32 protein-coding genes and 1 tRNA gene are annotated in these 25,011 nt (G+C 61.6%); 18 read left to right on the forward strand and 15 right to left on the reverse strand.

Annotation, left to right across the window (positions count from 1 at the left end; genetic code table 11):
* The first annotated feature begins 168 nt into the window (after positions 1–168).
* Positions 169–2,310, forward strand: a complete 2,142-nt coding sequence (locus FJ953_RS15155; protein ID WP_140521791.1) for a sodium-translocating pyrophosphatase — start codon at positions 169–171, stop codon at positions 2,308–2,310.
* Between the two features lie 243 nt (positions 2,311–2,553).
* Here the strand turns inward: FJ953_RS15155 and FJ953_RS15160 are convergent, their stop codons facing one another.
* Entirely contained in the window at positions 2,554–3,069 is a 516-nt protein-coding gene (locus FJ953_RS15160; RefSeq protein WP_140624652.1) for an outer membrane protein assembly factor BamE, read from the reverse strand.
* Positions 3,070–3,183: 114 nt separating this feature from the next.
* On the opposite strand from FJ953_RS15160, the gene FJ953_RS15165 reads away from it, so the two are divergent.
* From FJ953_RS15165 to FJ953_RS15195, 7 genes are all read left to right on the forward strand, one after another.
* Positions 3,184–3,732 carry a ubiquinol-cytochrome C chaperone family protein gene (locus tag FJ953_RS15165; RefSeq protein ID WP_140624653.1) on the forward strand — a complete coding sequence of 183 codons (549 nt, stop codon included), beginning with the start codon at positions 3,184–3,186 and terminating at the stop codon, positions 3,730–3,732.
* The gene (locus FJ953_RS15170) at positions 3,729–4,277 is read left to right on the forward strand and encodes a DUF177 domain-containing protein (protein WP_140515709.1); all 549 of its coding nucleotides are present in this window, start codon (positions 3,729–3,731) and stop codon (positions 4,275–4,277) included. The genes FJ953_RS15165 and FJ953_RS15170 overlap by 4 nt, the downstream gene beginning before the upstream one ends.
* A 119-nt stretch (positions 4,278–4,396) precedes the next feature.
* On the forward strand, positions 4,397–5,467 hold the full coding sequence (plsX, locus tag FJ953_RS15175; RefSeq protein WP_140494009.1) for a phosphate acyltransferase PlsX: 1,071 nt from the start codon (positions 4,397–4,399) through the stop codon (positions 5,465–5,467).
* A gap of 9 nt (positions 5,468–5,476) precedes the next feature.
* Positions 5,477–6,448, forward strand: a complete 972-nt coding sequence (locus FJ953_RS15180; protein WP_140494008.1) for a beta-ketoacyl-ACP synthase III — start codon at positions 5,477–5,479, stop codon at positions 6,446–6,448.
* A gap of 100 nt (positions 6,449–6,548) precedes the next feature.
* Positions 6,549–6,872 (forward strand): integration host factor subunit alpha, encoded by a 324-nt coding sequence (locus FJ953_RS15185; RefSeq protein ID WP_140494007.1) that lies wholly within the window; start codon positions 6,549–6,551, stop codon positions 6,870–6,872.
* Between the two features lie 224 nt (positions 6,873–7,096).
* Positions 7,097–7,636: a MerR family transcriptional regulator gene (locus tag FJ953_RS15190; protein ID WP_140494005.1), complete on the forward strand. Its 540-nt coding sequence runs from the start codon at positions 7,097–7,099 to the stop codon at positions 7,634–7,636.
* A 100-nt stretch (positions 7,637–7,736) separates the two neighbouring features.
* Positions 7,737–8,039, forward strand: a complete 303-nt coding sequence (locus FJ953_RS15195) for a hypothetical protein (RefSeq protein WP_140515713.1) — start codon at positions 7,737–7,739, stop codon at positions 8,037–8,039.
* Positions 8,040–8,321: 282 nt separating this feature from the next.
* On the opposite strand, the gene FJ953_RS15200 is transcribed toward FJ953_RS15195, so the two are convergent.
* Together FJ953_RS15200 and FJ953_RS15205 are read right to left on the reverse strand one after the other, a co-directional pair.
* On the reverse strand, positions 8,322–8,507 hold the full coding sequence (locus FJ953_RS15200) for a hypothetical protein (protein ID WP_140494001.1): 186 nt from the start codon (positions 8,505–8,507) through the stop codon (positions 8,322–8,324).
* Positions 8,508–8,727: 220 nt separating this feature from the next.
* A complete protein-coding gene (locus FJ953_RS15205; protein WP_140624654.1) occupies positions 8,728–9,339 on the reverse strand; it encodes a hypothetical protein in 612 nt (203 codons plus the stop codon).
* A gap of 285 nt (positions 9,340–9,624) precedes the next feature.
* Between FJ953_RS15205 and FJ953_RS15210 the strand changes: the two genes are divergently transcribed.
* On the forward strand, positions 9,625–9,909 hold the full coding sequence (locus tag FJ953_RS15210; RefSeq protein WP_140624655.1) for a helix-turn-helix transcriptional regulator: 285 nt from the start codon (positions 9,625–9,627) through the stop codon (positions 9,907–9,909).
* A 138-nt stretch (positions 9,910–10,047) separates the two neighbouring features.
* Positions 10,048–10,509, forward strand: coding sequence for a YbaK/EbsC family protein (locus tag FJ953_RS15215; protein ID WP_140624656.1), 462 nt, complete (start codon positions 10,048–10,050; stop codon positions 10,507–10,509).
* A 46-nt stretch (positions 10,510–10,555) separates the two neighbouring features.
* Here the strand turns inward: FJ953_RS15215 and FJ953_RS15220 are convergent.
* Positions 10,556–10,632: transfer RNA gene (locus FJ953_RS15220), tRNA-Pro, on the reverse strand.
* A gap of 623 nt (positions 10,633–11,255) precedes the next feature.
* Here FJ953_RS15220 and FJ953_RS15225 point away from each other — a divergent pair.
* The 6 genes from FJ953_RS15225 to FJ953_RS31170 all read left to right on the forward strand — a co-directional run bounded on the left by FJ953_RS15225 (position 11,256) and on the right by FJ953_RS31170 (position 13,850).
* Positions 11,256–11,843, forward strand: coding sequence for a hypothetical protein (locus FJ953_RS15225; protein ID WP_140624657.1), 588 nt, complete (start codon positions 11,256–11,258; stop codon positions 11,841–11,843).
* The gene (locus FJ953_RS15230; RefSeq protein ID WP_140624658.1) at positions 11,843–12,223 is read left to right on the forward strand and encodes a hypothetical protein; all 381 of its coding nucleotides are present in this window, start codon (positions 11,843–11,845) and stop codon (positions 12,221–12,223) included. Before FJ953_RS15225 ends, FJ953_RS15230 begins: the two co-directional genes overlap by 1 nt.
* A gap of 9 nt (positions 12,224–12,232) precedes the next feature.
* On the forward strand, positions 12,233–12,937 hold the full coding sequence (locus FJ953_RS15235; protein WP_140624659.1) for an SOS response-associated peptidase: 705 nt from the start codon (positions 12,233–12,235) through the stop codon (positions 12,935–12,937).
* An 18-nt stretch (positions 12,938–12,955) separates the two neighbouring features.
* Complete coding sequence (locus FJ953_RS30490) at positions 12,956–13,144, forward strand: hypothetical protein (RefSeq protein WP_181175020.1); 189 nt, start codon at positions 12,956–12,958, stop codon at positions 13,142–13,144.
* Positions 13,145–13,338: 194 nt separating this feature from the next.
* Complete coding sequence (locus tag FJ953_RS15245; RefSeq protein ID WP_140624766.1) at positions 13,339–13,602, forward strand: hypothetical protein; 264 nt, start codon at positions 13,339–13,341, stop codon at positions 13,600–13,602.
* Positions 13,603–13,604: 2 nt separating this feature from the next.
* Entirely contained in the window at positions 13,605–13,850 is a 246-nt protein-coding gene (locus FJ953_RS31170; RefSeq protein ID WP_140624660.1) for a hypothetical protein, read from the forward strand.
* Positions 13,851–14,073: 223 nt separating this feature from the next.
* Here FJ953_RS31170 and FJ953_RS15260 read toward each other — a convergent pair whose 3' ends face one another.
* Positions 14,074–14,952, reverse strand: coding sequence for an RNA ligase family protein (locus FJ953_RS15260; RefSeq protein ID WP_140624661.1), 879 nt, complete (start codon positions 14,950–14,952; stop codon positions 14,074–14,076).
* Positions 14,953–15,029: 77 nt separating this feature from the next.
* Here FJ953_RS15260 and FJ953_RS15265 point away from each other — a divergent pair, with 77 nt between their 5' ends.
* Entirely contained in the window at positions 15,030–15,257 is a 228-nt protein-coding gene (locus tag FJ953_RS15265; RefSeq protein ID WP_140624662.1) for a hypothetical protein, read from the forward strand.
* Between the two features lie 201 nt (positions 15,258–15,458).
* Here the strand turns inward: FJ953_RS15265 and FJ953_RS15270 are convergent, their stop codons facing one another.
* The 4 genes from FJ953_RS15270 to FJ953_RS15285 are packed head-to-tail and all read right to left on the reverse strand — an operon-like array spanning position 15,459 to position 17,177.
* Positions 15,459–15,830, reverse strand: a complete 372-nt coding sequence (locus FJ953_RS15270; protein ID WP_246674824.1) for a DUF1515 family protein — start codon at positions 15,828–15,830, stop codon at positions 15,459–15,461.
* Between the two features lie 51 nt (positions 15,831–15,881).
* Positions 15,882–16,061 (reverse strand): hypothetical protein, encoded by a 180-nt coding sequence (locus FJ953_RS15275; protein ID WP_140624664.1) that lies wholly within the window; start codon positions 16,059–16,061, stop codon positions 15,882–15,884.
* Complete coding sequence (locus FJ953_RS15280; protein WP_140624665.1) at positions 16,036–16,329, reverse strand: hypothetical protein; 294 nt, start codon at positions 16,327–16,329, stop codon at positions 16,036–16,038. Before FJ953_RS15280 ends, FJ953_RS15275 begins: the two co-directional genes overlap by 26 nt.
* Positions 16,326–17,177: a glycoside hydrolase family 108 protein gene (locus FJ953_RS15285; protein ID WP_140624666.1), complete on the reverse strand. Its 852-nt coding sequence runs from the start codon at positions 17,175–17,177 to the stop codon at positions 16,326–16,328. The genes FJ953_RS15280 and FJ953_RS15285 overlap by 4 nt, the downstream gene beginning before the upstream one ends.
* 78 nt (positions 17,178–17,255) lie before the next feature.
* Here FJ953_RS15285 and FJ953_RS15290 point away from each other — a divergent pair, with 78 nt between their 5' ends.
* Complete coding sequence (locus FJ953_RS15290) at positions 17,256–17,471, forward strand: hypothetical protein (RefSeq protein ID WP_140624667.1); 216 nt, start codon at positions 17,256–17,258, stop codon at positions 17,469–17,471.
* 58 nt (positions 17,472–17,529) lie between these two features.
* Here the strand turns inward: FJ953_RS15290 and FJ953_RS15295 are convergent, their stop codons facing one another.
* The 6 genes from FJ953_RS15295 to FJ953_RS15320 form a co-directional block, all read right to left on the reverse strand.
* Positions 17,530–17,733 (reverse strand): hypothetical protein, encoded by a 204-nt coding sequence (locus FJ953_RS15295; protein WP_140624668.1) that lies wholly within the window; start codon positions 17,731–17,733, stop codon positions 17,530–17,532.
* Between the two features lie 90 nt (positions 17,734–17,823).
* The gene (locus tag FJ953_RS15300) at positions 17,824–19,443 is read right to left on the reverse strand and encodes a hypothetical protein (RefSeq protein WP_140624669.1); all 1,620 of its coding nucleotides are present in this window, start codon (positions 19,441–19,443) and stop codon (positions 17,824–17,826) included.
* Between the two features lie 148 nt (positions 19,444–19,591).
* A complete protein-coding gene (locus tag FJ953_RS15305) occupies positions 19,592–19,786 on the reverse strand; it encodes a hypothetical protein (RefSeq protein ID WP_140624670.1) in 195 nt (64 codons plus the stop codon).
* A gap of 44 nt (positions 19,787–19,830) precedes the next feature.
* Positions 19,831–22,251: a hypothetical protein gene (locus FJ953_RS15310; protein WP_140624671.1), complete on the reverse strand. Its 2,421-nt coding sequence runs from the start codon at positions 22,249–22,251 to the stop codon at positions 19,831–19,833.
* 76 nt (positions 22,252–22,327) lie between these two features.
* Entirely contained in the window at positions 22,328–24,613 is a 2,286-nt protein-coding gene (locus FJ953_RS15315) for a hypothetical protein (RefSeq protein ID WP_140624672.1), read from the reverse strand.
* A complete protein-coding gene (locus tag FJ953_RS15320; protein WP_140624673.1) occupies positions 24,598–25,005 on the reverse strand; it encodes a hypothetical protein in 408 nt (135 codons plus the stop codon). Before FJ953_RS15320 ends, FJ953_RS15315 begins: the two co-directional genes overlap by 16 nt.
* Between the last annotated feature and the right edge of the window lie 6 nt (positions 25,006–25,011).

The raw sequence follows: 25,011 nt of genomic DNA on the forward strand, positions 1-25,011 counted from the left end.
TGGCTCTTTTGGGCGAAAGCCGGGCAAAAACCGAACAATATCTTGACGTTCGCGGCCCTGTTTCGCATACACCGCTGCGAAGAGGGGGATTCCGCGCACGGGATTCCGTCTTTGTCTCAACGGCCCAGGGAGGGGTTCTTTTGGGCCAGCAATCGAGGAAAACCCGGCATGACCATAATTTCCGCCGTCATCGCCTGCGGCCTGCTTTCTGTCCTTTACGCCATCTGGGCGACACGTTCGGTCCTCGCGTCGGACCAGGGCAATGCACGCATGCAGGAAATCTCCGCCGCCATCCGTGAGGGCGCGCAAGCCTATCTGGCGCGCCAGTACACCACCATCGCCATCGTCGGCGTGGTCGTGCTGCTGCTCGCCTGGTGGCTGCTGTCCATCACCGCCGCGATCGGCTTCCTGATCGGGGCCGTGCTTTCGGGCGCGGCCGGCTTCATCGGCATGCATGTTTCGGTGCGGGCCAATGTTCGCACGGCACAGGCCGCTTCCAACAGCCTTGCCGCCGGCCTCGACATCGCATTCAAGTCGGGCGCCATCACCGGCATGCTTGTTGCCGGCCTTGCCCTGCTTGGCGTGTCGATCTACTACCTGATCCTCACCCATTTCATGGGGCTTCAGCCCAATGACCGTATCGTCATCGACTCGCTGGTTTCGCTCGGCTTCGGCGCCTCGCTGATCTCGATCTTCGCCCGTCTCGGCGGCGGCATCTTCACCAAGGGTGCCGATGTCGGCGGCGATCTGGTCGGCAAGGTCGAAGCTGGTATTCCCGAGGATGATCCGCGCAACCCCGCCACCATTGCCGACAATGTCGGCGACAATGTCGGCGACTGCGCCGGTATGGCGGCCGACCTGTTCGAGACCTATGCGGTGACAGTCGTCGCCACCATGGTGCTGGGCGCCATCTTCTTTGGCGGCACCGCGGTTCTGAGTGCCGCGATGCTCTATCCGCTCGCTATCTGCGGCGCCTGCATCCTGACCTCGATCGTCGGTACTTTCTTCGTCAAGCTCGGCTCCAACGGTTCGATCATGGGCGCGCTCTACAAGGGGCTGATCGTCACCGGCCTGTTGTCCATCGTGGGCTTGGGCGTCGCCACCTCGGCCACGCTTGGCTGGGGCGAGGTCGGCACTGTCGCCGGCATGGTCATCACCGGCAAGAACCTGTTCATCTGCGGCCTGATCGGCCTCGTGGTGACCGGTCTCATCGTCGTGATCACCGAGTACTACACCGGCACCAACAAGCGTCCGGTCAACTCGATCGCCCAGGCGTCGGTGACCGGGCACGGCACCAACGTCATCCAGGGCCTTGCGGTCTCTCTGGAATCGACGGCACTGCCGGCCATCGTCATCGTCGGTGGCATCATCTCGACCTATCAGCTCGCCGGCCTTTACGGCACGGCGATCGCCGTCACCACCATGCTCGGCCTTGCCGGCATGATCGTCGCGCTCGATGCCTTTGGCCCGGTCACCGACAATGCCGGCGGCATCGCCGAAATGGCCGGCCTGCCCAAGGAAGTGCGCCACTCCACCGACGCGCTCGACGCGGTCGGCAACACCACCAAGGCGGTGACCAAGGGCTATGCCATCGGTTCGGCGGGCCTCGGCGCACTGGTGCTGTTCGCGGCCTATTCGAACGACCTGAAATTCTTTGCCGCCAATGGCGACAAATATCCCTACTTCCAGGGCATGGGCGAGGTCTCCTTCGATCTTTCCAACCCCTACGTCGTCGCCGGCCTGATCTTCGGCGGCTTGATCCCGTATCTGTTCGGTGGCATCGCCATGACGGCCGTCGGCCGCGCGGCGGGCGCCATCGTCGAGGAGGTGCGCAAGCAGTTCCGTGACGACCCGGGCATCATGGCCGGCACGTCCAAGCCGAACTATGCGCGCGCGGTAGATCTTCTGACCAAGGCGGCGATCCGGGAAATGATCATCCCGTCGCTGCTGCCGGTGCTGGCGCCGCTCGTCGTCTATTTCGGCGTGCTGCTGATCTCGGGCTCGAAAGCGTCGGCCTTTGCGGCTCTCGGCGCCTCTCTGCTCGGCGTCATCGTCAACGGCTTGTTCGTCGCCATCTCGATGACTTCGGGCGGCGGCGCCTGGGACAACGCCAAGAAGTCGTTCGAGGACGGATTCACCGACAAGGACGGCATCAAGCACCTGAAGGGTTCCGAGGCGCACAAGGCCTCGGTGACCGGCGATACGGTCGGCGATCCCTACAAGGACACGGCCGGCCCGGCGGTCAACCCGGCGATCAAGATCACCAATATCGTGGCGCTCCTGCTGCTGGCGGTGCTGGCGCACGGCTGAGCGGCAAAGCTCGACATTGAAAACCCGCGGGGAGCAATCCCCGCGGGTTTTTATTTGACGGCGGTTTTGGAACGCGGAAAACGAATTTCAACGGCTGCGTCCGCGTCCTGCCGTCGCTGTCTGCCCATCGCCCACGAGCCGGCCTCTCCCGCCCCATGATAACAAAAACCCGTGGGATCGCTCCCACGGGTTTTTGGTCGCCTGAGATGGTGCTGCCATCCCCAAGGGGAGGCGGGTCTGAGATCAGGGAGTGCCGCCGCCGGGAATGCCGGGCGCCAGCTTGCTGGCGCCGTTGATGATCTGGCTGAGGAAGTTCTGGTCCTTGCCGCCAGTCGGCGTGGTGCGCGAGATGAAGTCGAAGATCTTGCCGTCCTTCAGGCCGTAATTGGCGATCTGGGTGACCCGCCCATCGGCCCCGAAATAAACCGCCAGCACATGCTGATTGATCAGCCGGGGCTTGTCGAAGGCGACATAGCGCTTGCGAGTCTGCGAGATGTAGTAAAAGGCTTCATTGTCGAAGGTCGCCGTCGTCGAGGGCGTGCCGAGCGCCAGCAGCACCTGCTCGCGGCTTGAGCCGACCGGCACCGAATCGATCGCCTGCTGATCGATGACATACCCCTGCGTCAGCGTTTCGCTGGGGTTCAGATCACCGATCATCTTGGAACTGTTGCAGGCCGAAAGCGCCGCAATGATGGCCAGCAGCGAGATCGCGCCAGCGGGCCTGGAAGAGAAGGTCGACTTGAAATTCAGCGCGCGCAACAACAATTCTCCATTATATCGCCGCAACTTGCGCTGGGCCGCAAAACCGGTAAACCAGCTTGCTTGCCGATGCAACAAGGCCAATTCAACAAACGGTCCCCGGAGACCATCCCCATGTTCCAGCGCCTTTTTGGTCGCGAACGCCACGCCAACCGCGCCATCACCGACGCGCTTTACGCACAAATCGTGGCGGCCGCGCGGCAGACCGTATTTTATTCCCACTGGAGTGTGCCGGACACGCCGCTTGGGCGTTTCGAGATGCTGTCGCTGCACATGTTCCTGGTCCAGCACCGGCTGCGTGGGGAAGACGGCGTGGCGCAGGAGATCGCGCAGGTGCTGATCGACGAGTTTTTCCTCGACGTCGACCATTCGCTGCGGGAACTCGGCATTGGCGATGTCGGAGTGCCCAAGCGCATGAAAAAGCTGGCGAAGATGTTTTATGGCCGCACCGCCGCCTATGACGACGCATTGGAGCGCAATGATCATGATGGGCTCACCGCCGCCCTTGCACGCAATGTCCGGCCCGACGCCGCGGCCTGGGCGGAAGCGTCACGACTGTCCGACTATGTCGCCGATGCCCGCAACCGGCTGGCCACGCAGCCGTGCCGGGCGATCGTCTCCGGCACGGTGACCTTTCCGCTCGCCCAGGAGGCAGATCGATGAAGCACGCCGATCCGCAAAGTCCGGTATCGTTTTTTGCCAACGTCGCCCGCCTGCCGCAGAAGGGCTTGCCGGTGGTCATCGAGGCCGACGCCACCCAGCGCGCGACCCTCGCCGAAGAGCACAGCTTGCTCTCGGTCGAAGCCTACCGTGCCGAATTCCTGGTGACGCCGTGGAAACGCAATGGCGTGAAGGTCAGCGGCCGGGTCGAGGCCGACATCACCCAGGCCTGTATCGTCACGCTCGATCCGGTCGGGGCGCATATCGACGAATCATTCGAGGCTCTGTTCCTGCCCGAGGATTCCAAGCTTGGACGACAGGGATTCGAAGGCGGCGGCGAGATCCTGCTCGACGCGGATGGACCTGACAGTCCCGAAACTTTTTCAGGCGACACGATCGATGTCGGGGCACTCGCCGAGCAGTTCTTCGGACTGGCCATCGATCCTTATCCGCGCAAGCCGGGTGCGTCGCTTGATGCCGGCCGCGAGGCCGAACCGGTGGAGAATGAATTTCAGCAGAAACTGCGGTCGCTGTTGGGAAAATCCTGAAAACCTCACCCGCGACGGAAAAGTCGGTTGTGCGAATGTCCAAAACCGCTATTTTCGCCGAACCTTCGCGATCACTAAAACGATCCGCCGCCTAAGCAAAACCGTGAGATGAATACCGCGTGATCAGGATTTCCATCGATGCCATGGGCGGCGATCACGGACCAGCCGTGGTCATTCCGGCGCTCATGACGGTCGCGACCCGCCGTCCCGACGTCCGCTTCGTCATCTACGGGCGGGAGGAGGCCGTACGACCCGAACTGGCCAAATTTCCCAAGCTGGCCGGTGTGAGCGAATTCTTCCACTGCGAGGTGGCCGTCAGGATGGACGACAAGCCGAGCCAGGCGCTGCGCCATGGCCGCTGGAAATCGTCGATGTGGAAGGCTGTCGAGGCGGTCAAGTCGGGTACGGCGGACGCGTGCGTCTCGGCCGGCAACACCGGCGCGCTGATGGCGATGTCGAAATTCTGCCTGCGCACCATGGCCACCATCGACCGCCCGGCGATCGCGGCACTTTGGCCGACGCTGCGCGGCGAAAGCGTGGTCCTCGACGTCGGCGCCACCATTGGCGCGGATGCGCACCAGCTCATTGATTTTGCCATCCTTGGAACCGGCATGGCCCGATCGGTCTTCGGCGTCTCGCGGCCCAGTGTCGGCCTACTCAATGTCGGCGTCGAGGAGATCAAGGGCCAGGAAGAGGTCAAGGAGGCTGGGCGCATGCTGCGTGAAGCCAATATGGCCTCGATGAACTATCACGGTTTCGTCGAGGGCGACGATATCGGCAAGGGCGTGGTCGACGTCGTCGTCACCGAAGGCTTCGCCGGCAACATCGCCCTGAAGACGGCGGAAGGCACGGTGCGCCAGATTGGCGGCTACCTGCGGGCGGCGATGAGCCGTACGCTGATGGCCAGGATCGGCTATATCTTCGCCAAGGGCGCGTTCGATCGCCTGCGCGAAAAGATGGATGTCGGCCGCTCCAATGGCGGCGTTTTCCTGGGGCTGAACGGCATTGTGGTGAAAAGCCACGGCGGCGCCGATTCGGATGGTTTCGCCGCCGCCATCGAACTCGGCTACGATATGGTGCGCAACAATCTGCTCGACCGCATCGAGGCCGACCTGGACTTGTTCCATGCGCGCAATCCGCATGCCCAGACATCTAGGAAATCCGACGTCGTCAGCGACGCAAAGGAATAGGAAAGAACTTTGATCAGATCAGTCGTGCGCGGCATGGGCGCCGCGCTGCCCCGCCGCATCATGAAGAATGCCGACTTTGAAGGCATGGTCGAAACCTCGGACGAGTGGATCGCCCAGCGCACCGGCATCCGCCAGCGCCATATCGCGGCCGACGACGAGACCACCGCTTCGCTGGGTGAGGCGGCGGCGCGCGCAGCGCTCGCCGATGCCGGCCTGACACCCGGAGACATCGACCTGATCGTGCTGGCGACCTCGACACCCAACAATACTTTTCCGGCCACGGCCGTCGAAATCCAGAACCGGCTCGGCATGCATCACGGCTTTGCCTTCGACCTGCAGGCGGTATGCTCGGGCTTCGTCTATGCGGTAACCACGGCCGACCTCTATATTCGCGGCGGCTTGGCCAAGCGTGTGCTGGTGATCGGCTCGGAGACCTTCTCGCGCATCCTCGACTGGACCGATCGCTCGACCTGCGTACTGTTCGGCGATGGCGCCGGCGCCCTGGTTCTTGAAGCCGGCGAAGGGGGCGGCAGTATTGCCGACCGCGGTGTGCTAGCGATGAGCCTGCGCTCCGACGGCGCGCACAAGGACAAGCTCTTTGTCGACGGCGGGCCTTCGACGACGGGAACGGTCGGCTATCTCAGGATGGAAGGCCGCGAGGTCTTCAAGCATGCGGTGGGCATGATCACCGACGTCATCGAGGCGACGTTTTCGCAGGCCGGCATCACCGCCGACGACCTGGACTGGTTCGTGCCGCATCAGGCCAATAAACGGATCATTGACGCTTCCGCCAGGAAGCTCGGGATAGCTGAGGAAAAGGTGGTGGTGACGGTCAATCTGCACGGTAACACCTCGGCTGCTTCCGTGCCGCTGGCGCTTTCCGTGGCTGTTGCCGATGGCCGCATCAAAAAGGGCGACCTTGTGCTTCTGGAAGCGATGGGCGGCGGCTTCACCTGGGGCGCGGTTCTGCTTCGCTGGTAAGTGCCGAACGGTCCGGTTCGGTCCTTGACCTTGCCGGATCAATTACTTAGGCTCTGCCGCTGTTGTGTCGATTTTATGTTTGAGCTGATGGGACGGTCGCATGGGGGGAAAGACACTTACGCGCGCCGACCTTGCCGAAGCCGTTTACCGCAAGGTAGGTTTGTCGCGCACTGAATCGGCCGAACTCGTCGAGGCGGTGCTGGACGAGATCTGCGAGGCGATCGTCCGTGGCGAGACGGTGAAACTGTCGTCTTTCGCGACGTTCCACGTCCGCTCCAAGAACGAGCGCATCGGGCGCAATCCCAAGACCGGCGAAGAGGTGCCGATCCTGCCGCGGCGGGTGATGACCTTCAAGTCGTCGAACGTGCTGAAGAACCGCATCTTGCGCTCCCACCAGAGCGGCAAGGCGAAGGGCGGCAAGTAGGCTCGCTGCAAATGCACGGTTGAAAACAGGCCTTGCGATGATGCCGGGCTTGAATATTGCCTCACAAACCGCTGAAATGAGACCCGATTCGGCAACATGGCCGGATTGGTGTTCCGCGTGATCGTTACGCGCAGCCGGAATGAGCTCCCCTCCTGTCGAGGGAATCCCGTTCGAACGCCGGTTCCCATGTCCCGGGATCATGCTCCAGTGTGAGGATTTCGCCCATGGACAAGAGCCCTGACGCCTTTCGCACCATCAGCGAGGTCGCCGAAGACCTCGATCTGCCGCAGCACGTGCTGCGCTTCTGGGAAACGCGTTTCAACCAGATCAAGCCGATGAAACGCGGCGGCGGCCGCCGCTACTACCGGCCGCAGGATGTCGAACTGATCAAGGGCATTCGCCATATGCTCTACGACCAGGGCTACACCATCAAGGGCGTGCAGAAGCTGTTGCGCGAAAACGGCAACCATTTCCTGGTTGCCATCGGCAATGGCGATATGGCCGCCGTCGAGGCGATCTCGCAACGAAAGCAGGCCGACCAGGTGCCGTTGACGGCGGCAGCGCAGCCGCGCGGCGGAGATGACGAACTGGTTGGCCAGCCGAGGGTCAAGCCCAGCCGCCGTTTCTTCGGTCTTGGCAAGAGCGACGAGGAAGGCCCGGTCCAGCCGGACGCTTCGAAACTGTCGCGGGACAATCGCGCGCTGTTGCAGGAAGCGTTGTTCGACCTCCTCGAATGCAAGCGCCTCCTCGACCAAGTGCGCTGACGGGCAACCGGCCGGCGCCTGAAGAACGGGAACCCGCCTTTGGGTGATGCGTTACGTTTTCTTGAGCAAGACAAGGCTTGAGCAGACAAGGAAACGCATCATGGCATTATTCTCGACCCTCTCGGACGTCGATCTCGACAGGCGGGTCGCTGCACTCTCCAGGGAATTGGCGGCCCTGAAGAAGGCTGCGTCCAGGCGGGGCGGCGCCTATTACGAAGACGGTCGCGACGCGGCGCTTGACACGTATTCCGACCTTGCGGAACGTCTGCACGATGCGTTGCCGGCGATCCGCGAGCGGGGCAGGGCGATCGAGAAATCCGCCCGCGAGCATCCGGCGACGGCCGCGGCGATCGGCTTTGTGGTGCTTGGTCTGGTCGCCAGTCTGCTGTTCAGCCGGCGCTGACCTTTATTTATTCCTCGGTTCCGCTGGATCGGTGCGCGGGCGATTCATGTTGCCCGAAAGTGCACCCGGTTTAGGACAGCGGCGCCTGTGGGTGCCACGAAAAAAGGGCCATAGCCCCAGCTTGTCGGTCTGCAGCACGAACAGGGGTTTTTTCGTCAGAGCAGGCGCTCGTTGTAGCGCTGCGAGATCGCGCTGATACGGCGCGTATCCGGAGGAAACCAGGAGAAGACCGGCTTCGAACAAGAAGCCAAAGCCGGTCTTCTCATTGGCAGTCGGTTAAGCTCAGGCCTTCTTGCCCATAACCTTGTGGTGGTGGTGATGATGGTAGTGGTGGCTGCGATGGTGCTTGCGATGATGACGGTGATGCTTGTGCATCGGCGCCGCATCAGCGCTGGTCGCGCCGAGAATTGGCATGGTGAATGCAAGTGCAACTGCAAGCCCGAGGGCCGAGAGGAGGGACTTCTTCATGGATATCTTCCTTTTTTCGCAGGCAATCTGAATCAGGCCAACAGCCTGTTCGCCGCGAGCGGGATTACGCTCCCGTTTTTTTTCGTCAGTATTTCCCGAATATAGAATTTTGTTTCTGGAATGTGTCTGGCGGCGCAGGCTGTGGGCTCCGCCGACAGGCTGAGCCCACAGCGCCGATGAGCGGGAGAAATTTCGGTACGGGGCCGCAGACGCAACCGGCTTACATGGGCGGGACCACGCCATTGTTGCCGACCACGACGCGGTTGGCACTCAGCGTGCCGTCGACGCCGCGCGTCGCGGTGATCACGACGGGCGCGCCGGGCTTGAGATCGCCCGGCGTGGCCGGCGCGAAGGTGACGACCGGCGTCTTGTCGGGGATTGAGATATTCTTTGTCTGGCCGTTGTCATAGGTCAGCGTCACCGCGCGGCCATTCACGTCGGTCACGTCGGCGACGGTGCCGTTGGTCATGCGGCTGTTGGGCTTGAGGTCCCAGGCGCGGTCGCCTTCGCCCGTGCCTTTCAAGGCTGCGGGAAACACCACGACCTCGAGCGCGCCGCTGCCGCCATCGGCCTTCGACACGGATGCTATGCCGAGGAAATCGCCGAGCTTGATGTCCTTTACCGACGCGCCCGCGACGCCCGATATCTTCCATCCGGCAGCGAGCTTGATCTTATCCATGCCACCCTGGCGGTTTTTCACCGTCAGCTGGGATTGGTCGGAACTGGCCACGACGCCGCGCACCCGCACCGTGTCTGCCGCCGGCGCGCTGGTTGCAGCAAGGCCAAGGCTGGAAAGCGTGCCGAGCACGATCATGATTGTCCGCAATTTCATCGCATCGATCCTTTCAGGAAAATGACAGCCGCGCCGGCAACGTCTTGGGTTTCGCGCCGGCGCAATTGAACCAACGAACGGGGTCGTAAAAATCATCGAGGGACGAGGTGATCAGGTGTTCAAAAGAACTTGATCGAGAGCGGTTGCGAGCGGCGTCCGCCAGGCATGGTTCACGATGCTGTGACGGCCAGTTTGTGACTTGGCAAATCACCCGCAAGCGGGCATGTTCTCGCCGTCTCAGGCAACACCATTTTCATCAAACTCTTTCAGCCAACGGAGTTGCCAATGCCATACAGTGCAAAGCGCGAACCCCTCCCGGAACTGGTTGCCAGCGAAGCCGGGCAAGGCCATAGCGCCCTCAGAACGATTCGGGAAACCAAGGGATACAGTGTCGAGGAGCTTTCCCTGACAACCGGTCTGTCGGTCGACGAAATCGAGGATATCGAGAACGGCAGGACGGCCGATCCGTCGCAACTGCGCCGTATTGCGTCGGCGCTTCGGCTTCCTCAGGAGGCGCTGCTCGGCACGGCCGTGCAGGCGCGGGCCGCGCAAGACCGCCCCGTGCTGTAGCGCCAGTGCCATGCATGTTCGAAAACCCGCCGGGGACCTTGGCGGGTTTTCTGTTTGCCGTGACTGAAGGCCTTGGCACGTGTTTATGGACGCGCCGGCCTAGCTTGCTGCTTCGTCATTTCGATCCGCGGGGTTTCGATGAGCCTGGAATCCGTTCGTGCCTTTTTCGCCAGCAAGGCGCCCGATATCGACGTGATCGTGACCGAGGCGAGTTCGGCGACCGTAGCATTGGCTGCGCAGGCACACGGCGTGTTGCCGGCGCAGATCGCAAAGACGATCTGCCTTCGCGTCGGCGAACGCACCATGCTGGTCGTGACCAGCGGCACCGCCAGGCTGGACAATCGCAAGTTCAAGGATCGGTTCGGCAGTAAGCCGCGCATGCTGGAGGCCGCTGAGGTTATCGAGGCAACCAGCCATCCGGTCGGCGGTGTCTGCCCGTTCGGCCTGCCGGCGCCGCTGCCGGTCTATTGCGACGTGTCGCTGCGCGGTTTCGAAGAGGTCGTGCCTGCCGCCGGCGCCACCAACGCGGCGGTGCGGATCGCACCGCAGCGCATGGCTGATCTCACCGGCGCCGAATGGGTCGATGTGTGCCAGGGGTAGATGGCGATCGATGAGACGGACTTTGGGGGTAAGTCCTTGTTTACAATGGTCGGAGTGGCCGGATTCGAACCGACGACCCCTTGACCCCCAGTCAAGTGCGCTACCGGGCTGCGCTACACTCCGGACCGCGCAAAGCCCTATATTCTCAGGCGTTGCGGTGCAAGAGCAAAAAAGCGCGATGAGAACAGAAGCCGATCAATCTGGGCAGATATCGGGGGAACCCGACGAAAAGTCCCACGGGAAGTCCCACGGACGTTCGCGAGTCGTTCTGTGGATAACTAGCGGGGCCAAACCGCCTAGGCTAGGCGGACGGTCAGGCGATCGGTCACCGCGGCGGCTCCTCTCGCCAGACAGGAACGCGCTGGATCTTGAGAGCAACAAGGCGCCGGATCCGAAGCCCGACTGCCTCTCTGCCCGTCGGCGCGAACGCCTCGACATCGAGCCGGCCGTGGCTTGGATCGTTTTCGCACTTCATTCTTTCCATCAGGGAATCGACATCGACGTCCCCGAATATCTGGATGAGGTCCGAGGGGTAGTAGCAGTGGGTCCGCTTGCAGTAGCGACAGCGGATGCGCACCAGACGCATGCCGTCGTTCAAATTTGACAGCGGATAGTCTCGTCTTTTGGGTGCATAGGTCTCTGGCATACCCAGAAATGAGGAACGTATTCCTGACTCGTCAAGAGGGGGCTTGACTCAAATGTTCTCATTTCGTTCACTATCGGCAGGATAGCCACAGGAGGATGACATGGACCTCGTTCTGTCAGTTCCGGGCGCATCGCCCGAGGAAATTTCGCGAGGCCTAGCGGCAGCAGAGGAAGCCCTGGCGCGCGCTGGCTTCACTGCCGAGGAAGCAGCTTACGGTGCCTTTACCGTTGAAGGTTGGGATATCAACGGTCCGCCCGAAGATGGTCCTGACCATTCGGCATCCCGCGCCGCAAGTGCTTGGGCGCAAGCTCATGCTGCAGCATTGGAGGCCTGTTGTAACGGCTGGCCGGAGGGCCGCATGCCCATATCAGTAGAGCTGGAGTTGCTGACCGATCCCGAGACGCAACTCGCCGATCGTTCGACAGCGCTGGCAATGCTTCGTGAACATCTCGAGCAAGATGGCAAGGACACGTTGAACGGGGAGGACGCTGTTTTGGCTTGGCGGGTTGCTGCCGAGGTCGTTGACCAGCTTTCAATGCGCGACCTTATTGGCGACCTGTCTAGGGCCTTCACCGTCCTAGCCCTTGCGCATCGTCGCCCTGATGAGCCGATCGAACCGAAGCGCCGGGCTGTGCGCGACGCAATCAATGCGCTGGAGGCAGCTACCGAGAAGCCGTCGTTACACTGATGCCGAAACGCAATCGCGTCACGCCGGCGCCATCGGTTATCGACCGGGATTGGCCGTACCAGGTTGCCTTGCCGGACGACATCTGCACTGACCGCAACCTGACCATGATCACGAAGTTCTGCCAGGACATCGGCGTCAAGCCACAGATAAGGCGCGTGCAGGCGATATGGCCGAACGGCAAATATGAGGACTATCGCATCCACTGCTTTTCCGACCCCGCCGCGGCGAAGGCGTTTCTTGACCATTTTGCCGGCGACGTGTTCGATTCCAAACGCGATCGGGAGGGTGGGAAAATCCGGGGTGTCTGGCGCCGCACGGGCGAATACAAGCGCATCCTCGACCTTGGGCCTTTGAGCGTTCCCGAGATCCTGCGCAACTAGGGGCAAGACATGTGCAATCTCTACAATCTCACCACCAGCCAGGAGGCCATACGCCAGTGGACGGGCGCCCTCCGGGATATCCTCGGCAACCTGGAACCGTCGATTGACATCTACCCGAACAGGCCGGGGCCGGTAGTTCGTAACGCCCAGGATGGGCAGCGCGAGGTCGCTAACCTTCTCTGGGGGATGCCGACGCCGGCCGAGCGCGTGAAAGGTGCCGCCGACTACGGCACCACGAACATACGAAACCCACAGTATGGCCACTGGCAGCAATATGTCGGGATCGAGCATCGGTGCGTGGTTCCCATAACCAGCTTTGCCGAGCCGTCCCCAACGCCCGGCGACAAAGACCCCGAAACCGGTATCCAGCGGAATTACTGGTTCGCGCTGAACGAGGAGCGTCCCTTGTTCTTCTTCGCAGGCCTCTGGACGCCTTGGCATGGCGTGCGCAAGGTCAAGGATGGCCCGGGCGACTTTGAGCTCTACGGCTTCATGACGACCGCGCCCAACGCGCTGGTCAAGCCGATCCACGAGAAGGCTATGCCGGTGATCCTGACGAGCCAGGAAGAGATCGAGACCTGGCTTACCGCGCCCTGGTCGGAAGCGAAGAAGTTGCAGCGCCCCGCGCCCGACGATGCCCTCGTGATCGTCGACAAGCCTGCCACCCAGATCAAATTCCCACAGCAGGCGCCGCAGCAGGGCTCGTTGTTCTAGACAGTGGAGGTTCCGCTCATGGCAGACCGCATCATCACTCTCGACAGTCGCCAGGAAGCAGCATTGCAAGCCGTAGCCGACAAGTTCGTTGCCCTGCACAAGGGCGACACGATGAAAGCCCTGAAGGAAATGATCGTGCTGAACGGCCGCCTTCAGGATCAGCTCGACGCGCTCAAGGCTTCTCCTCTCGGCAAGCGCTACGGATGAGCGACGAACCGGCCAGACTTGCCGTTGGCATGACCGCGGCACCCCGCGAGCGGGCGCGGATTGAAAACCACGTCTGCGAACATGCCGGGTGCGGTCTGCGGGCGCCGTTCGGCTTTGCTCGGCCGCGACGAGAGCCACACTGGTTCTGTCTGGCGCATCGAGCTGATGGGCGATCATTACCTTTAGGAGCGGCAATGTCTGATCAAGTCCTGCCTAACCAGAAGAAACCAAAACTGATCGTTGTCGTCGCGTTCGATCGTGGCGAAGACGGTGAGTTGTTCACCGCATACGGCCCGACAGACCAGCAGAGCGAAGACCGCGCCATCAGGACGGCCAAAGCGCTTGCCGCGCAACATGCCGGTGTCATAGCCTGGAGCCGAGATGCAGACCCCGCACTGGGTGACTACGGCCCGCCGAATGTGCTTTTCACCAGCGGCGAAGTGCCTGACATGGAATGAAGATGTTCAATCCGCCCAAGCGACAGGAAGAATATCCGGACCGATCGATCGATTGCCAAGAGGCCATGGAACCGGGATTTCAAGCCATCGTGGATTGCATGCTTGAGGTCGGATGGACGCGCGGCGAGATCCTGAAATCGTTGAAGCGGCTCATCGCGGCCGACAACATGACCCAGAAAGAGAACGCCAGGACCGAGGCGGAGCTTGCACTTGCGCGGGCGATGATCCGCGCCGGCAAGCGGATTTAGCTCTTCTCGACGCCGGCCTCGTCGATCTCCGCTTCCATCTGGTCGCTGATTTTCGAATCTTGCCCGCGCCGGCGATGGGCGGGCCATCAAAGCCTTGGAGCCAGGCGTCGGCGAATTCCTGGCAGTTAGGCGGGTACCGCGCGCTCCTTGCCGTCCTTTCGCGCCTGGGCGCCATACATCCAGGCGTAGGTGATGCGCTCCTGGTCCTTTTTGGCTACTGCCATCATACATTCTCCCGGTAGTCCACCAGCTTCGCATGCCGGAGCTTTTCCTCACCCTTGAGGAATTTGACCCGGCCGACAAGACCCGGCTTCAGCCATTCGGCCTTTTCCTTTTTCAGGCCCTTGGGCACCGGCCCGCCAACCTTGCCCTGGACGCGATCCCACAGGCGCTGGCGCTTGTCGGCCTTGAAGGTGACGAACGCCCCGCCCTTGTAGTGGCCCTTGTCGGCCATCAGCACCATGGCCGGCTTCCCGGTCTCTCGCTGCACGCCGATGATGTCCATCTCCTTTTCGTCGAAGCATTTGATCTTGCGCCAATTCATCGTCGGCCCACTGCGGTAGGCGCTGGTTTTCCGCTTCGAGACGATGCCTTCGATGTTCGCCTCGCAGGCAAGGTGGTAGGCGGCATCGCCGGTGCCTGGCAGTGCCTCGCTGAACTGGATGCGGCCCCCGGCCGGGATCATCGCATGCAGGATCTCGCGACGGTCTTCCACCGGCATGTCGCGCAGGTCGTGGCCGTTGAGATGGAGCAGATCGAAGGCGACGAGGTAGAGCTCGCGCGAAGGCGTGCGCTTGCTCACCGCGGCCTGCAAGGCGTGGAAGTCGGACAGGCCGGCCTCATTGATCATGATGGCCTCGCCCTCGAGGATGAAGGTCTCGGCCTCGATTGCCGCGGCCTCTTCGGCGAGGTGGCGGTACCGGCCCGTCCAGTCGTGCCCTCTCCTGGTGAGCAGGCGGATGCCGTCGGCGTCCTTGATGACCTGTGTGCGGTAGCCGTCGAACTTGACCTCGTGCAGCCAGTCGTCACCCTCAGGTGGGGTGTCGACAAGCTCCGGCTCCATGGGCGGGATGAACTTCAGCCGCTCTCCGGCGTTACGCATGCACTTGTTACTCCAACCGCGACACAAGGCGCGCGGGGCGTTTTGGTTGCATTTTAGCGAAATTGAATGTGGGAAAAATGAAGATCGAAGTGGACGATTGCCGGTTGGCGCTGACGATGATCCGGCGAACGATCGAGGAACACTGCCCGCCGGGCGTGCTGCCAAGCGAAGAGACGGTCAACGGCCTATTTGGTCCCGATTTGCTGGGCGAGGCCGAGGCGATCTCAGCGGCAATCGTGGCGACGGTAGAGAGATTGCAATTGCAAGCGACCATGAAGCCGCCGGCGCCGAATATCAAGGCATAGCCTGAACGCAAGAACAGCCCGTCTCGAAGCCATTGCCGTGGAGCGAGACGGGCTGTGGAAGCCTGGGGAGTTGTCATCGCTGCGAAGCTTCCGACGCTCAAAACCTAGCACACAGCCGGTTTGTTCCGCGCTATAACGCAAAAAGCCCGCCCCGGCGCGAGCCGAGACGGGCGATCATATTGCCAAGGTCGGGGAAAAAGGTCAGCCGCCGCGCAGAACGCGCCAGATGTCGTGCCAGAAGTAGGTTAAGCCCGAGGCCACGGCGCCGGCGGCGATACCGGTGACGCCCAACGCGCCCAAGCCCATGAGCTTCCACCTAGTCACATCCGCTGTCACCTGCTTGACGCTGGTCATGTCAGAATTGAGCTTGCTGACCGCGCTTTCGGTGGCGCTCACGCGCTCCACCAGCTCGTCGGTCTTCTGGTACATCTTCGCCCGGCTGGCAGCGGCGCGCTGTTCAGATTGCTCGTAGCTGAGCGCCGCTCGGGCATCGCTGTCCTTGATGTCGCGCCGGATCTCGGTGATGTCGCGCTGCATATCCTGCGTCGCTTGCAGCAAGCCGCCGATCATCATTTCCAAGCTTTTCGTTCCTGATGTCGGCATCATCCCGCCCTCGATGCGATGCTATGATTTCAGTTCGGCGCGGCGCGCGGCGCTCGCTTTGGTGTGCCTGTCGCATTCGGCCGGCGTATAGAACTTCACGGCGCAGCCAGGCGCCATGGTGCGGTCGATCTTGTTCTGGTCGGCGATGGTCTTGCCCTGCGCGCCGGCAAGGCTGTTACCGAGGGCCGAGCGTAGCGGCATCACACCGCTGACGCCCGAAGTCGTACACGCCGCCAGCGTCGATGCACTCGTCAAGAGACATGCGAGCGTCAATGCCCTTGTGGATCGCATCGGTATTCTCCTTTTCGATCTTGGCGCGCAGCTCGTCGGCGCCCCAATGTTTGATGAGTGCATAGCCGCCGACTGCGGCGCCCGAGACGGCGACAGCGATGGCGGCCCAGGCGATGACGCCGGCCAGCGGTCGGGGAACGCCGACGAGGCCGGCAATTAGGGAGATGAGCCAGGTCATGCGGGCACCGTGCCGAGGGCTTCAGCCAGGTGCTTGGCCTTGCGATTGACGTACCAGCGATAGGCAAGGCCGCCGATGACCAGCAGCGCACTCGCGAACGCCAGGGCAACGACGACTTTTCCAATAAGCTCGCTCGAATAGGAGAGCGGCGAGATCTGGTTCTGCAGCTCGGTCAACGTGCCAGCAAGCCCGCCGCCGGCGACGCCACCACCGGTCGCCAAGTCGGCCGGCGCGGTCGATGGCGCTGCCTTGGCGTCCTCGACCAGCGCCTTTGCCTGGCCCCCGTCGATGAAGTTGGCGGCCTGCGGCTTCTCGCCGGTCGCCCATGCCTTGCCGATCGCCCGCACTTCGGCGACACGCGCCGTCCAGCCCTTGCCGAAGGTCGGGAACGTGCCGAGATGGCGAAGGAAGTTCATGCGCGCGTCGCAGATGCGATCGATCAACGCGTCGTTGTTGTTGACCGCCTTCAGCGCCGCCAGCGTGCCCACACCCATGACGCCGTCGATCGGCCCGGTGTAGATCGGACGAAGCGCCTGCTGAAGCCACGTGATCGAGCGGCCGGGCCCGGAGTTCACGCCGCCATCGAACACGACATAATCGACGCCGTCGGGCAGCAGGTCACCCTTCACCGCGTCCCAGTACTGGCGATCATAGATCTCGCCGACCTCGTCCATGGTGATGCTCTTGACCGAGCGCTTCGCCAGGCCCTTGCCCTTGCGGTAGCCGTCATAGACGCGCTGAGTGACGCCCTTATTAGTTGGACCGCCCGGGTCGGCCGGATGGTTCACATAGCCGCCTTCGTGCACCAGCACCTTGGCAAGCGATTCCTTTTCGCGCGAAACGGCCATGACAGTTCCTTTCCGCCCTTGCGGGCAGCTTGTGGCTTTTCAGATTTTGGCTATGGTCGGCCCCGGGAGGGCCAGGGGATGAAATACGACGAACCCCGAGGGGATTGGGTATCGCTGCCGAAACCGTGGCTGGAGCTACGGCAGGGCATGCGCGACGCGGTTTTCAACGCCGGCGAAATCCGCACCTATGACGGCGGACATCTCCTGCTGGTCGACGGCTTATGGGAAGTAATGGTGAGCGGCGATCACAACGATGCCGACGTGGTGCTGAATGTACTGCGAAGGCCGAACTAGCCTTTAGTCAGGCCCGATCCTAGCCAGCATAGATGCCGCCATGAAGGCCGTGCAATATTCATTCCCGCGTTGAAAGCAACCTATCCAACTCTTTTGCCACCTTTAGTATATCAAAGCGCCCATCAATCACCACTTTTCGATCCACAGACGAAAAATCATCTGCGTCTGGCTGGACGAATGCATCCCGATCCCCCGCGGTCAAGGCGCGAAGGATGCACCGGGCTAACCGAACCTCTCCAATCTCTTCTTTCGTCTCTGTCATAAGGAACTTCTCCTAATTCCCCTGACTGCCGGCCTACAATTAGGCTTTGCTACCAGCCAGGAAGGCTGAAGGTGCTAGTGAAGCGCAGGCTTAGCAGAAAGTCGACGGCAGAACGCTTGACGGGCCTATAAGCCGTGTCCCGTCCAGAAACCGCCCCGCGCAGCCATAACCAGCAGGTAACGGCCCCTCGACTCCGAAGACCGCGAAAGAACCATCAGGCAACTGCTCGTTGCGCAGGTCAACAGTCGGAATGCGCTGCTGAAGTGCCGAATACTGATCGACTAACGCTCCTATGAGCGGCCAGGCCGATCGGTCCCAATAGACCGGCTTGCCGCCGGCGGCGGATAGTAGCTCGGCGCTTCTTGCGACGTAATCCTCTCGCCCATCACGATTGTTTTGGTTCTGGCCATAGACGGCGACATCCGCAAACAGAACCGCAACAGCAACCACCGCCATGCCTCGCCACGCGCTCGTTCTCGCCAGCAGGCCGGCGACGACGAAGACCAAGATCCCCAGGGCTGAACCGAACAGCACGATTGTCGGCACCGGCAATGAAGTGATCGGACTGCCTATGTATTTCACCCACAAGAGGCCGGAGATATTGGGCTCGACCGCGCTGGCCAGGTTTTCGTCGTAGACAGCCTTTGAGGGGATCGCCCCAAGAACGACTATGGCCAGAACCGGCGCAAAGAGGAGACCAACGCGCGACTGCTTCCAGAGCATCGGCAGGTAGAGCAGCCCAAGCCAGATGAAAGGCGTCGAAACCGCGTCGAGATAGCGCCCGTAGATAACATGATCGACCCGCGAGAAGCCGACCATTTGCAACGCACTAGCGGCAAACACCCCGATAAACGCCAGGATTGCCGCCGCCCATATCGCGAACGACTTAAGCGATTTCCGCTCGCCAACGATGTGGAATGCGGCCCACAAGCCTACCAGGAAAAGGCCGAACGAGGACGCGATAAGATACCAGAGCTGCCCCGTGGCGGTGACTATAAGCCTTTTCACGCCCACTACGTTCTGAATGCTCGCAACCAGGCGCCCGATTTGATCGCCTTGGGATCGTGTACCTTCCCATAGAATGCGGAACTGGTCGTGGACCGCTCCGATGCCGAGAAAGATTGAAGCAGCTGCAACGGCGCACAGCGCGAATGTGAGCCAGGAAATGCGTGCGCAGCATGCACCGAGAAAGGCCAGCCCAAGAGACAAGGGTATGAACGGAAGCGCTCGCGGGTGCAGCGCATAGAGCAGGCAGGCTATCGCCGCGAACAGAACCCAAGTCACCACCGATCCGGTGCGAACCGATCGAGCGAAGACATAGAGCCACACCAGAACGCCTAGACGCAGAGTTGTTTCCGGCCAGACCAGGAAGTTATGATAGAAAAAGCTCGGGAACACCGCCACCAGGACCGATGCCGCCAACAGCCTCGCATCAAGCGGAATCTCCAGTTCCTTCGCCAAACCAACCAGAACGGCAGGGATTAAGGCGGTAGCCAGGCAACTCAAAAGCACCGCCGCCTGATAGACCGTGCCTGTGTCTCCCAAAATCGCGAAGAGTGGGGCGATCAAAATGCCCTGACCCGCATGATAGAAGGGGTTCTCCGCCATCGAGAAGCCGCCGCCGCCCGCCAGGTAGTTGGCGATCGAGAGATAGCCGATTTCATCATTCACGGTCGGGAACCGGAAACCGATGGCAAGTAGAGCCAGCACGCAGAACAAGCCGGCGCAGAGTGCCCCGACTACAAGAGATGATCTAGATCGCATTACTGCCCCTCTGGCTCCCACTTCTCCACTTATCCGAAGGATTGGGCGCGTTCAACCATCCTATGCCCGCCGGTCAGCCAGCGATTTGGGATGATCAAAAGCTTGGGCATGCAACGGAAGGGGGCGTCCCCGGCGGGAGGTGTTTTGCCGCGTCTTCCAGGCAAAGAATTTCCGCGTTGGCGATGTCCTGTATCTGATTGGCTCGACGAGGGGTGACGAACCAAGCAGCAACCACGGTAAACAGCAGGCAAATCAGGGTGGCAAGCGTGATTTTCTCGATCAACGGCATGCCACCATCATTTGCACAATTGGCCTTCTGTGCGCAATGAGCCGTTAAGCGACAGGGTAATTCCCCCAAACCCGAACCACCGTCGCAGACACACCGGGGTAAGTGCCGTCATATTTCCGAAAGTCTGCGTACGCATTACCGGACGCGATACTTCCATTGAGGTTGAAACCACTATTGGACTGGGTGCCTTCCGCCCCAGCGCTGGCCGTAGCCGCCTCGGGCGTTGTAACCCGCAGCATTCCCGCTCCCGTCCCGTTTGTTGTGACGACAAACTCGGCATACCAATCTATCGATTTCAGGTTGCGCCGAAAACGTCCCACAACACTGGATACGGTAGTAATCGTTCCGGTCGTTGCGGTGATGGTCGGAGTGTAGGCTCTCCAATCATCCACAACGATGGCATTACCTGTGCCGAGATCGCTGTATTTGGTAGAGCCAACCTGTGGCGAGGAAACGTCTTCCGCGCCCGTCAACGTCAAACGGTTACCTGTTCCGGAAACCGTCAGTCCCCCAACGGTAGCGGTATTTTCACCGTAGTTCGCCAGCCGGTAGTTTTCGATGCCAAGCTTATTGGAGGTCCCTTGAAGTAGCACTGCCTGCGCACCGGAGTTTGATACGTCCAGACCGTTGATGTGGACATTGTGGCCGGTGCCCTCAATAATTATACCGCGGGTGTCAGCGGCTATTGAAGTGGAACAATAGACGATAAAATGCGTGAGCTGGACGATTAGCCCGGTCGTTCCCGATGCTATGACAAGACCAGACCCGCCGTTGTCAAACTCTATGTTGGTGCCCTTTAGGCGCGTGGTCGACCCAGTGGTGCCCTGATACAGCCGAATGCCGATGTTCTGCCGAATTGAAAAGATATTCGACATTTGTGGGTTGTCGCATCGCGCCATATTGAACGCGATGAGATTGTTGTTCATGAACGCGCCGACATCGGCATCGAGTGACCAGTACGGCCACAAATGAATGTCATTCCACCGGCAGACATCGAAAGTCTCGAAAACCTGGACAAACCTGTAAAGCGGTTGCCCCCGGACGTGGTTGAACGAACACGGAGCGCCGACCATGCTGAATGCGATGTACGGGTTGAGCAGGCCGACATTATCGAAATGAACCATGTGCGCCCATATATCGAAGTCTGCTCCGCTTGAGGTGGGTGCCCACCCTGGTCCTGGTGCGGGCTGATTCCGCATCGTGGTCAGGTTTTGCACGCGCGATGCAAAACGCGGATTTGTAGAGGTCTTGGTGTGCTGTATGCCGATGCCGGTGTGATCAAAATAAAGCCAGGTGCCGGGTGACATTGACGGGATAATCGGGTCAGGCCATGCGTCAGGCAGGCCCATGCCAGCGCCGTTCAGGGTCAGGGATTTCTCGCTGATGGTGACGACAGACCCGCACCGAACGATACCATTTGGGAGGTTGAGTTTGGGTATGTCCAAGGCGACGGCAAGATTCACCGCCGCCTGAAATGCGGGCTGGTTGTCAGTGCCGTTTCCGGTCGTTCCGTTGCTGTCCGCCTTTAGCCCGCACCAGCGCGCGTCAAGACCAGACTCGTGCCAGTCTGCTTGGCGGACTGCCGTGTAAAGGCCGTTGGTGAAGAAGACGCCCTCAAGTGTATCGGCCGCAGCAGCTGCTGCCTCCATCGTTGAGAGCGATGACGTCAGCGTATAGACGAACGGTCCGTTTCGGCCACCTTCGTCATAGATGATAAATGCCTTCTTCGTGGAGGGATCGAGCGCCTTGGCCGCCGTCCTGTTGGCAACCGGGACCGCTCCAGATGCACTCGCTGCGGATGCTGCCGCAGAGGCGGCACTGGTGGCGGAAGCCGATGCACTGGCCGCGGCGGCGTTTGCCGCAGCCTCAGCCGCGGCTTGGATTGCAGCGCTCGCCTGGTCGGACAAAAGCCGGAAAGTTGCGCCGGACTTAAAACCGGCAATCATCATGCCGGCCGTCAGCCCGCCCGGCGCGACATCGTTGCCGGAAGCTGTCTTGATCGTCAGCGCGGTGCCACCATTGAACGCGACCGTCACTGGCGATGCGGTATTTGCCTCGAAGACTATGAAGTTGACGAGCGTGCCACCGTCGGCCGACGGCAGCGGAATTGTGCTCGTCGCCACGATCGCGTTCGGCGCCCCGGCACCAGCATCGATCGCCTTGATGAAGCTGTAGGGCAGATCGGCAACTCGCGTCCAGGACCCGGCCCCGGAGGCGCCGAGCTTGCGGTAGATGCCATTATTGGCGACCGTCGCATCGCTCACCACCCATGCTGACGAATTGGCGCCGTGGGCGAGATCGGCGTCCATGTGCGCCTTGGTGTCATAGATGAGACCGCCATTAGACAGGAAGGCGGTGATGATGCCCTCGACCCAAGTGCCCCATGCCCGCAACAGGGCCTTGACCGGCTGAGACGGATTGGAGGACGGCCCATCGGCCATGATCGTGTTCATCAGTTCGGGCATGCGAAAACTCCAGGGCTGGAGACCCCACCGGAACGGCAAGGGTGAAAATCGTCGACGAGGCTTTGACGGATTGGGGTTAGGTAACGACTTTCGGTCCGGTGGCGACGCTGGACGTGCTTTCCACACCAGAGCCGTTCACCGAGCGCAGCCAGTAGTAATAGGTGCCGGCGGCGATCGCCGTATCGGTCCAGGCATCGGACGACGACGGCGCCCCGTATTCGGTGCGGACCACGGTTGCCGAGCCCTCTGTGTTCACCGTATTCCTGCGGATATTGGTGGCGACATAATTGCCGGAGTTCGGGGTATTCCAGGTCAATGCGACCTGGCCGACGCCGCCGGTTGCAACAACACCCGAGACCGCGGCCGGCGGTGTGTTGTCGACGGTGGAGACCACCGTTTCGCTATCGGAGTAATCGCCATAGCTGCCGTTCGACCCGATATAGACGGCCTCGATGTTGATCGATGTGTCGGCGGGAACCGGATTGGTGTTCAGCACGATGAGACCGGCATCCGGTGCGATCCCGGGGAATTTCTGCTCGATCCAGGCGCCGGGGACGCCACCGCCCACATCGGCGACGCGATAGCGCAAGGCCGATGTTAGATCACTGCGGTTCGGATCAACCAAGGCGAGGCGGATGTAGACGGTCCCGCTGCCGGATATTGCCGCCGCAGTATCGATGATTGGCTTCGGAATGCCGTCGGAAACCGGCTTCGCCGGCACCGGTGGCGCCGCCCCTTCATCGATCGCCGGGTTCCAGTCGTCGATCTCGGGACCGGAACCCGGCATCTTGATCCATGTCATCTGGAAACCGCCGCGCGATACCGACAGAGCCGACCGCCGGTTGGCGATCAGCTTGCCATCCATCGACGGCAGCCGCCGCGGTGTCGCCAGCCTGACCCATGGTGCGTAGACCGAGTTGATGCCGGTGAAGCGGACATCGAACGTGCCGCGCTTCTTCTCCCGCAGTCGCGCGAACTCCCGCTTGCCGAGCCGGCGAGCCTGCCGCCATTGCTGTACCCAGATATAGTTGCCGTCTTGCGGCAAGACGCGGCCGGCCTCGATCTGGGCCGGCGTATCCTCGAAAAAATCGGTGTCCGTTGTCGTGAAATCGGTAGCGGGATAGGTGAACTTCGGGATGAACTGGTTGACCTCTTCCTCGAACAGGACATCGTGCTGCACGGTGTGGCCGACGATATCGGCGTCAGTCAGCGTGGCGACATACTTTTCCCTGAATTTGCCGGCGACGAATAGCAGTGCGCCATCGCCGCGCTCGCACATCCAGCCGTCGCAGGAGGCGAGGATGGCATTCGTGCCGCTTTTCGGATCATGGTCAGTGGTGTCGAAGCCGCCGCACTCGTAGCGCTTCTCCGTGCCGCCGGTGGCACGTGGCACATCCTCATCACAGACGTCGGCCTCTTCTTGCCACATGTCGAGAACCGGCAGCAGCGCCTTGCGGAAATCACGCTTGGTGCCGAACGGATTGAAGCATTCGTGCCAGGCCAGAATCAGGGCCGAATTCCTGGTGAAGAGCCATGTCCCCGGGTTTTCAGGGTCCTGCGCCGGATCGCGGAAATCCCAGCACAGCGCAAGCTCGGCGACGACTGAGAGAGCAGGCTTGCCGTACGGATACCGCTTCTGGAAGTTTTCCGCACCAGGCGCGCGGCATGTCATGCCGACCGACGCCTGGCCGTCGCCCCGATGGTCTGAAGTCCAGACGCCTTCTGCGCCCAGATCATCTACGATTTCGGCAATCGCAGTTTCCGGTGTCAGCCCTAGCCGCCGGTATATGCGAACAGGATCGGCACTGGCGTATCGGTCGCCGTCCGGACTGATGACGGTGTTGCCGTCGAGCTCGACCCTGTCGTCATTCAGGTAGTAGCCGGTATAGGCATTGATGCGATGGCCGACGATCGCCTGCACCGAATACATGCGGTTGTCGACAGCTTCCCAAAGCATCATCGCACCGGCAAGCCTGGCCTCGCCGACGCCCCAGAACCGGTATGGGATCGGCTGCGTCAGTGGCGCGCGGCCATCCTCCGGCTTCGGCGGCTTCGGCGTCAACAGATACTGCACGCCGGCGACGATCGCGGTGGTGGCAATAGCCGAGGCGATCGCCGCATAGGAGACGGTCGTGCCGAAAAGCGTGAACCCGCCGCTGCCCAGAATGGCGGTAAAGATTGGCGTGAAGATCGGGTCCTTGCGGACCGGCCAGCGATATGCACCGTGCCAGCCCTCTGCGATGATCTCCTGCGTCGTCGCTGTCTCGAAAGCGCCGATGCCGGGATTATAGCTCCGCCGGCGCGAGACCGTGGCCAGCGCCTGGCGCAACGCATCGTCGAACGGGTTCACGCTATGCGCCATGCCACGCCGGTCCAGTCGAGATGCTTCACCATTGCCCCGCGCGCCGACATCACCGCCCAGAGCGGGCCGAATTTGATGGCTGGGATCTCCTTGACCGCGAGGCCGGCTGCCTCGAAACCCGTCATGGCGCTAATGATGCCGATATCGCCGTCCTGTGGCTGCTGGACGCGCTGAAATCCATGGGCGCCGAGCTTTGCCCCGACGAGGGCTTCGCAGCCGCCAGCGGCCCGCAGGATGGCTTCAGCGCCATCGGCATCGAAGTAGGTGCCGCGCAACTCGGCGCCCGGATCTTTGCCGGTCGCCTCGACCACCCAGTCGGCGGCGAACAGGGTGCAGTCGGTGAACCCCCACTGCCAGCGATGCGGCAGCCGGATATACTGTTTCAGCGTCATTGGTGC

It is taken from the genome of Mesorhizobium sp. B2-3-6, from assembly GCF_006442305.1.
Lineage (GTDB): Bacteria > Pseudomonadota > Alphaproteobacteria > Rhizobiales > Rhizobiaceae > Mesorhizobium.

Excerpts from the sequence above, each read along its gene's own strand:
- FJ953_RS15195 (WP_140515713.1), top strand. The coding sequence starts at position 7,737 with ATGGCATTATTCTCGACCCTCTCGGACGTCGATCTCGACAGGCGGGTC.
- FJ953_RS15230 (WP_140624658.1), top strand. The coding sequence starts at position 11,843 with ATGCCGAAACGCAATCGCGTCACGCCGGCGCCATCGGTTATCGACCGG.
- FJ953_RS31170 (WP_140624660.1), top strand. The coding sequence starts at position 13,605 with ATGTTCAATCCGCCCAAGCGACAGGAAGAATATCCGGACCGATCGATC.
- FJ953_RS15185 (WP_140494007.1), top strand. The coding sequence starts at position 6,549 with ATGGGGGGAAAGACACTTACGCGCGCCGACCTTGCCGAAGCCGTTTAC.
- FJ953_RS15270 (WP_246674824.1), bottom strand. The coding sequence starts at position 15,830 with ATGATGATCGGCGGCTTGCTGCAAGCGACGCAGGATATGCAGCGCGAC.
- FJ953_RS15225 (WP_140624657.1), top strand. The coding sequence starts at position 11,256 with ATGGACCTCGTTCTGTCAGTTCCGGGCGCATCGCCCGAGGAAATTTCG.
- FJ953_RS15265 (WP_140624662.1), top strand. The coding sequence starts at position 15,030 with ATGAAGATCGAAGTGGACGATTGCCGGTTGGCGCTGACGATGATCCGG.
- FJ953_RS15260 (WP_140624661.1), bottom strand. The coding sequence starts at position 14,952 with ATGCGTAACGCCGGAGAGCGGCTGAAGTTCATCCCGCCCATGGAGCCG.
- FJ953_RS15190 (WP_140494005.1), top strand. The coding sequence starts at position 7,097 with ATGGACAAGAGCCCTGACGCCTTTCGCACCATCAGCGAGGTCGCCGAA.
- FJ953_RS15210 (WP_140624655.1), top strand. The coding sequence starts at position 9,625 with ATGCCATACAGTGCAAAGCGCGAACCCCTCCCGGAACTGGTTGCCAGC.
- FJ953_RS15280 (WP_140624665.1), bottom strand. The coding sequence starts at position 16,329 with ATGACCTGGCTCATCTCCCTAATTGCCGGCCTCGTCGGCGTTCCCCGA.
- FJ953_RS15200 (WP_140494001.1), bottom strand. The coding sequence starts at position 8,507 with ATGAAGAAGTCCCTCCTCTCGGCCCTCGGGCTTGCAGTTGCACTTGCA.
- FJ953_RS15275 (WP_140624664.1), bottom strand. The coding sequence starts at position 16,061 with ATGCCGCTACGCTCGGCCCTCGGTAACAGCCTTGCCGGCGCGCAGGGC.
- FJ953_RS15310 (WP_140624671.1), bottom strand. The coding sequence starts at position 22,251 with ATGCCCGAACTGATGAACACGATCATGGCCGATGGGCCGTCCTCCAAT.
- FJ953_RS15320 (WP_140624673.1), bottom strand. The coding sequence starts at position 25,005 with ATGACGCTGAAACAGTATATCCGGCTGCCGCATCGCTGGCAGTGGGGG.
- FJ953_RS15295 (WP_140624668.1), bottom strand. The coding sequence starts at position 17,733 with ATGACAGAGACGAAAGAAGAGATTGGAGAGGTTCGGTTAGCCCGGTGC.
- FJ953_RS15245 (WP_140624766.1), top strand. The coding sequence starts at position 13,339 with ATGTCTGATCAAGTCCTGCCTAACCAGAAGAAACCAAAACTGATCGTT.
- FJ953_RS15290 (WP_140624667.1), top strand. The coding sequence starts at position 17,256 with ATGAAATACGACGAACCCCGAGGGGATTGGGTATCGCTGCCGAAACCG.
- FJ953_RS15155 (WP_140521791.1), top strand. The coding sequence starts at position 169 with ATGACCATAATTTCCGCCGTCATCGCCTGCGGCCTGCTTTCTGTCCTT.
- FJ953_RS30490 (WP_181175020.1), top strand. The coding sequence starts at position 12,956 with ATGGCAGACCGCATCATCACTCTCGACAGTCGCCAGGAAGCAGCATTG.
- FJ953_RS15170 (WP_140515709.1), top strand. The coding sequence starts at position 3,729 with ATGAAGCACGCCGATCCGCAAAGTCCGGTATCGTTTTTTGCCAACGTC.
- FJ953_RS15315 (WP_140624672.1), bottom strand. The coding sequence starts at position 24,613 with ATGGCGCATAGCGTGAACCCGTTCGACGATGCGTTGCGCCAGGCGCTG.
- FJ953_RS15205 (WP_140624654.1), bottom strand. The coding sequence starts at position 9,339 with ATGAAATTGCGGACAATCATGATCGTGCTCGGCACGCTTTCCAGCCTT.
- FJ953_RS15165 (WP_140624653.1), top strand. The coding sequence starts at position 3,184 with ATGTTCCAGCGCCTTTTTGGTCGCGAACGCCACGCCAACCGCGCCATC.
- FJ953_RS15305 (WP_140624670.1), bottom strand. The coding sequence starts at position 19,786 with ATGCCGTTGATCGAGAAAATCACGCTTGCCACCCTGATTTGCCTGCTG.
- FJ953_RS15285 (WP_140624666.1), bottom strand. The coding sequence starts at position 17,177 with ATGGCCGTTTCGCGCGAAAAGGAATCGCTTGCCAAGGTGCTGGTGCAC.
- FJ953_RS15215 (WP_140624656.1), top strand. The coding sequence starts at position 10,048 with ATGAGCCTGGAATCCGTTCGTGCCTTTTTCGCCAGCAAGGCGCCCGAT.
- FJ953_RS15235 (WP_140624659.1), top strand. The coding sequence starts at position 12,233 with ATGTGCAATCTCTACAATCTCACCACCAGCCAGGAGGCCATACGCCAG.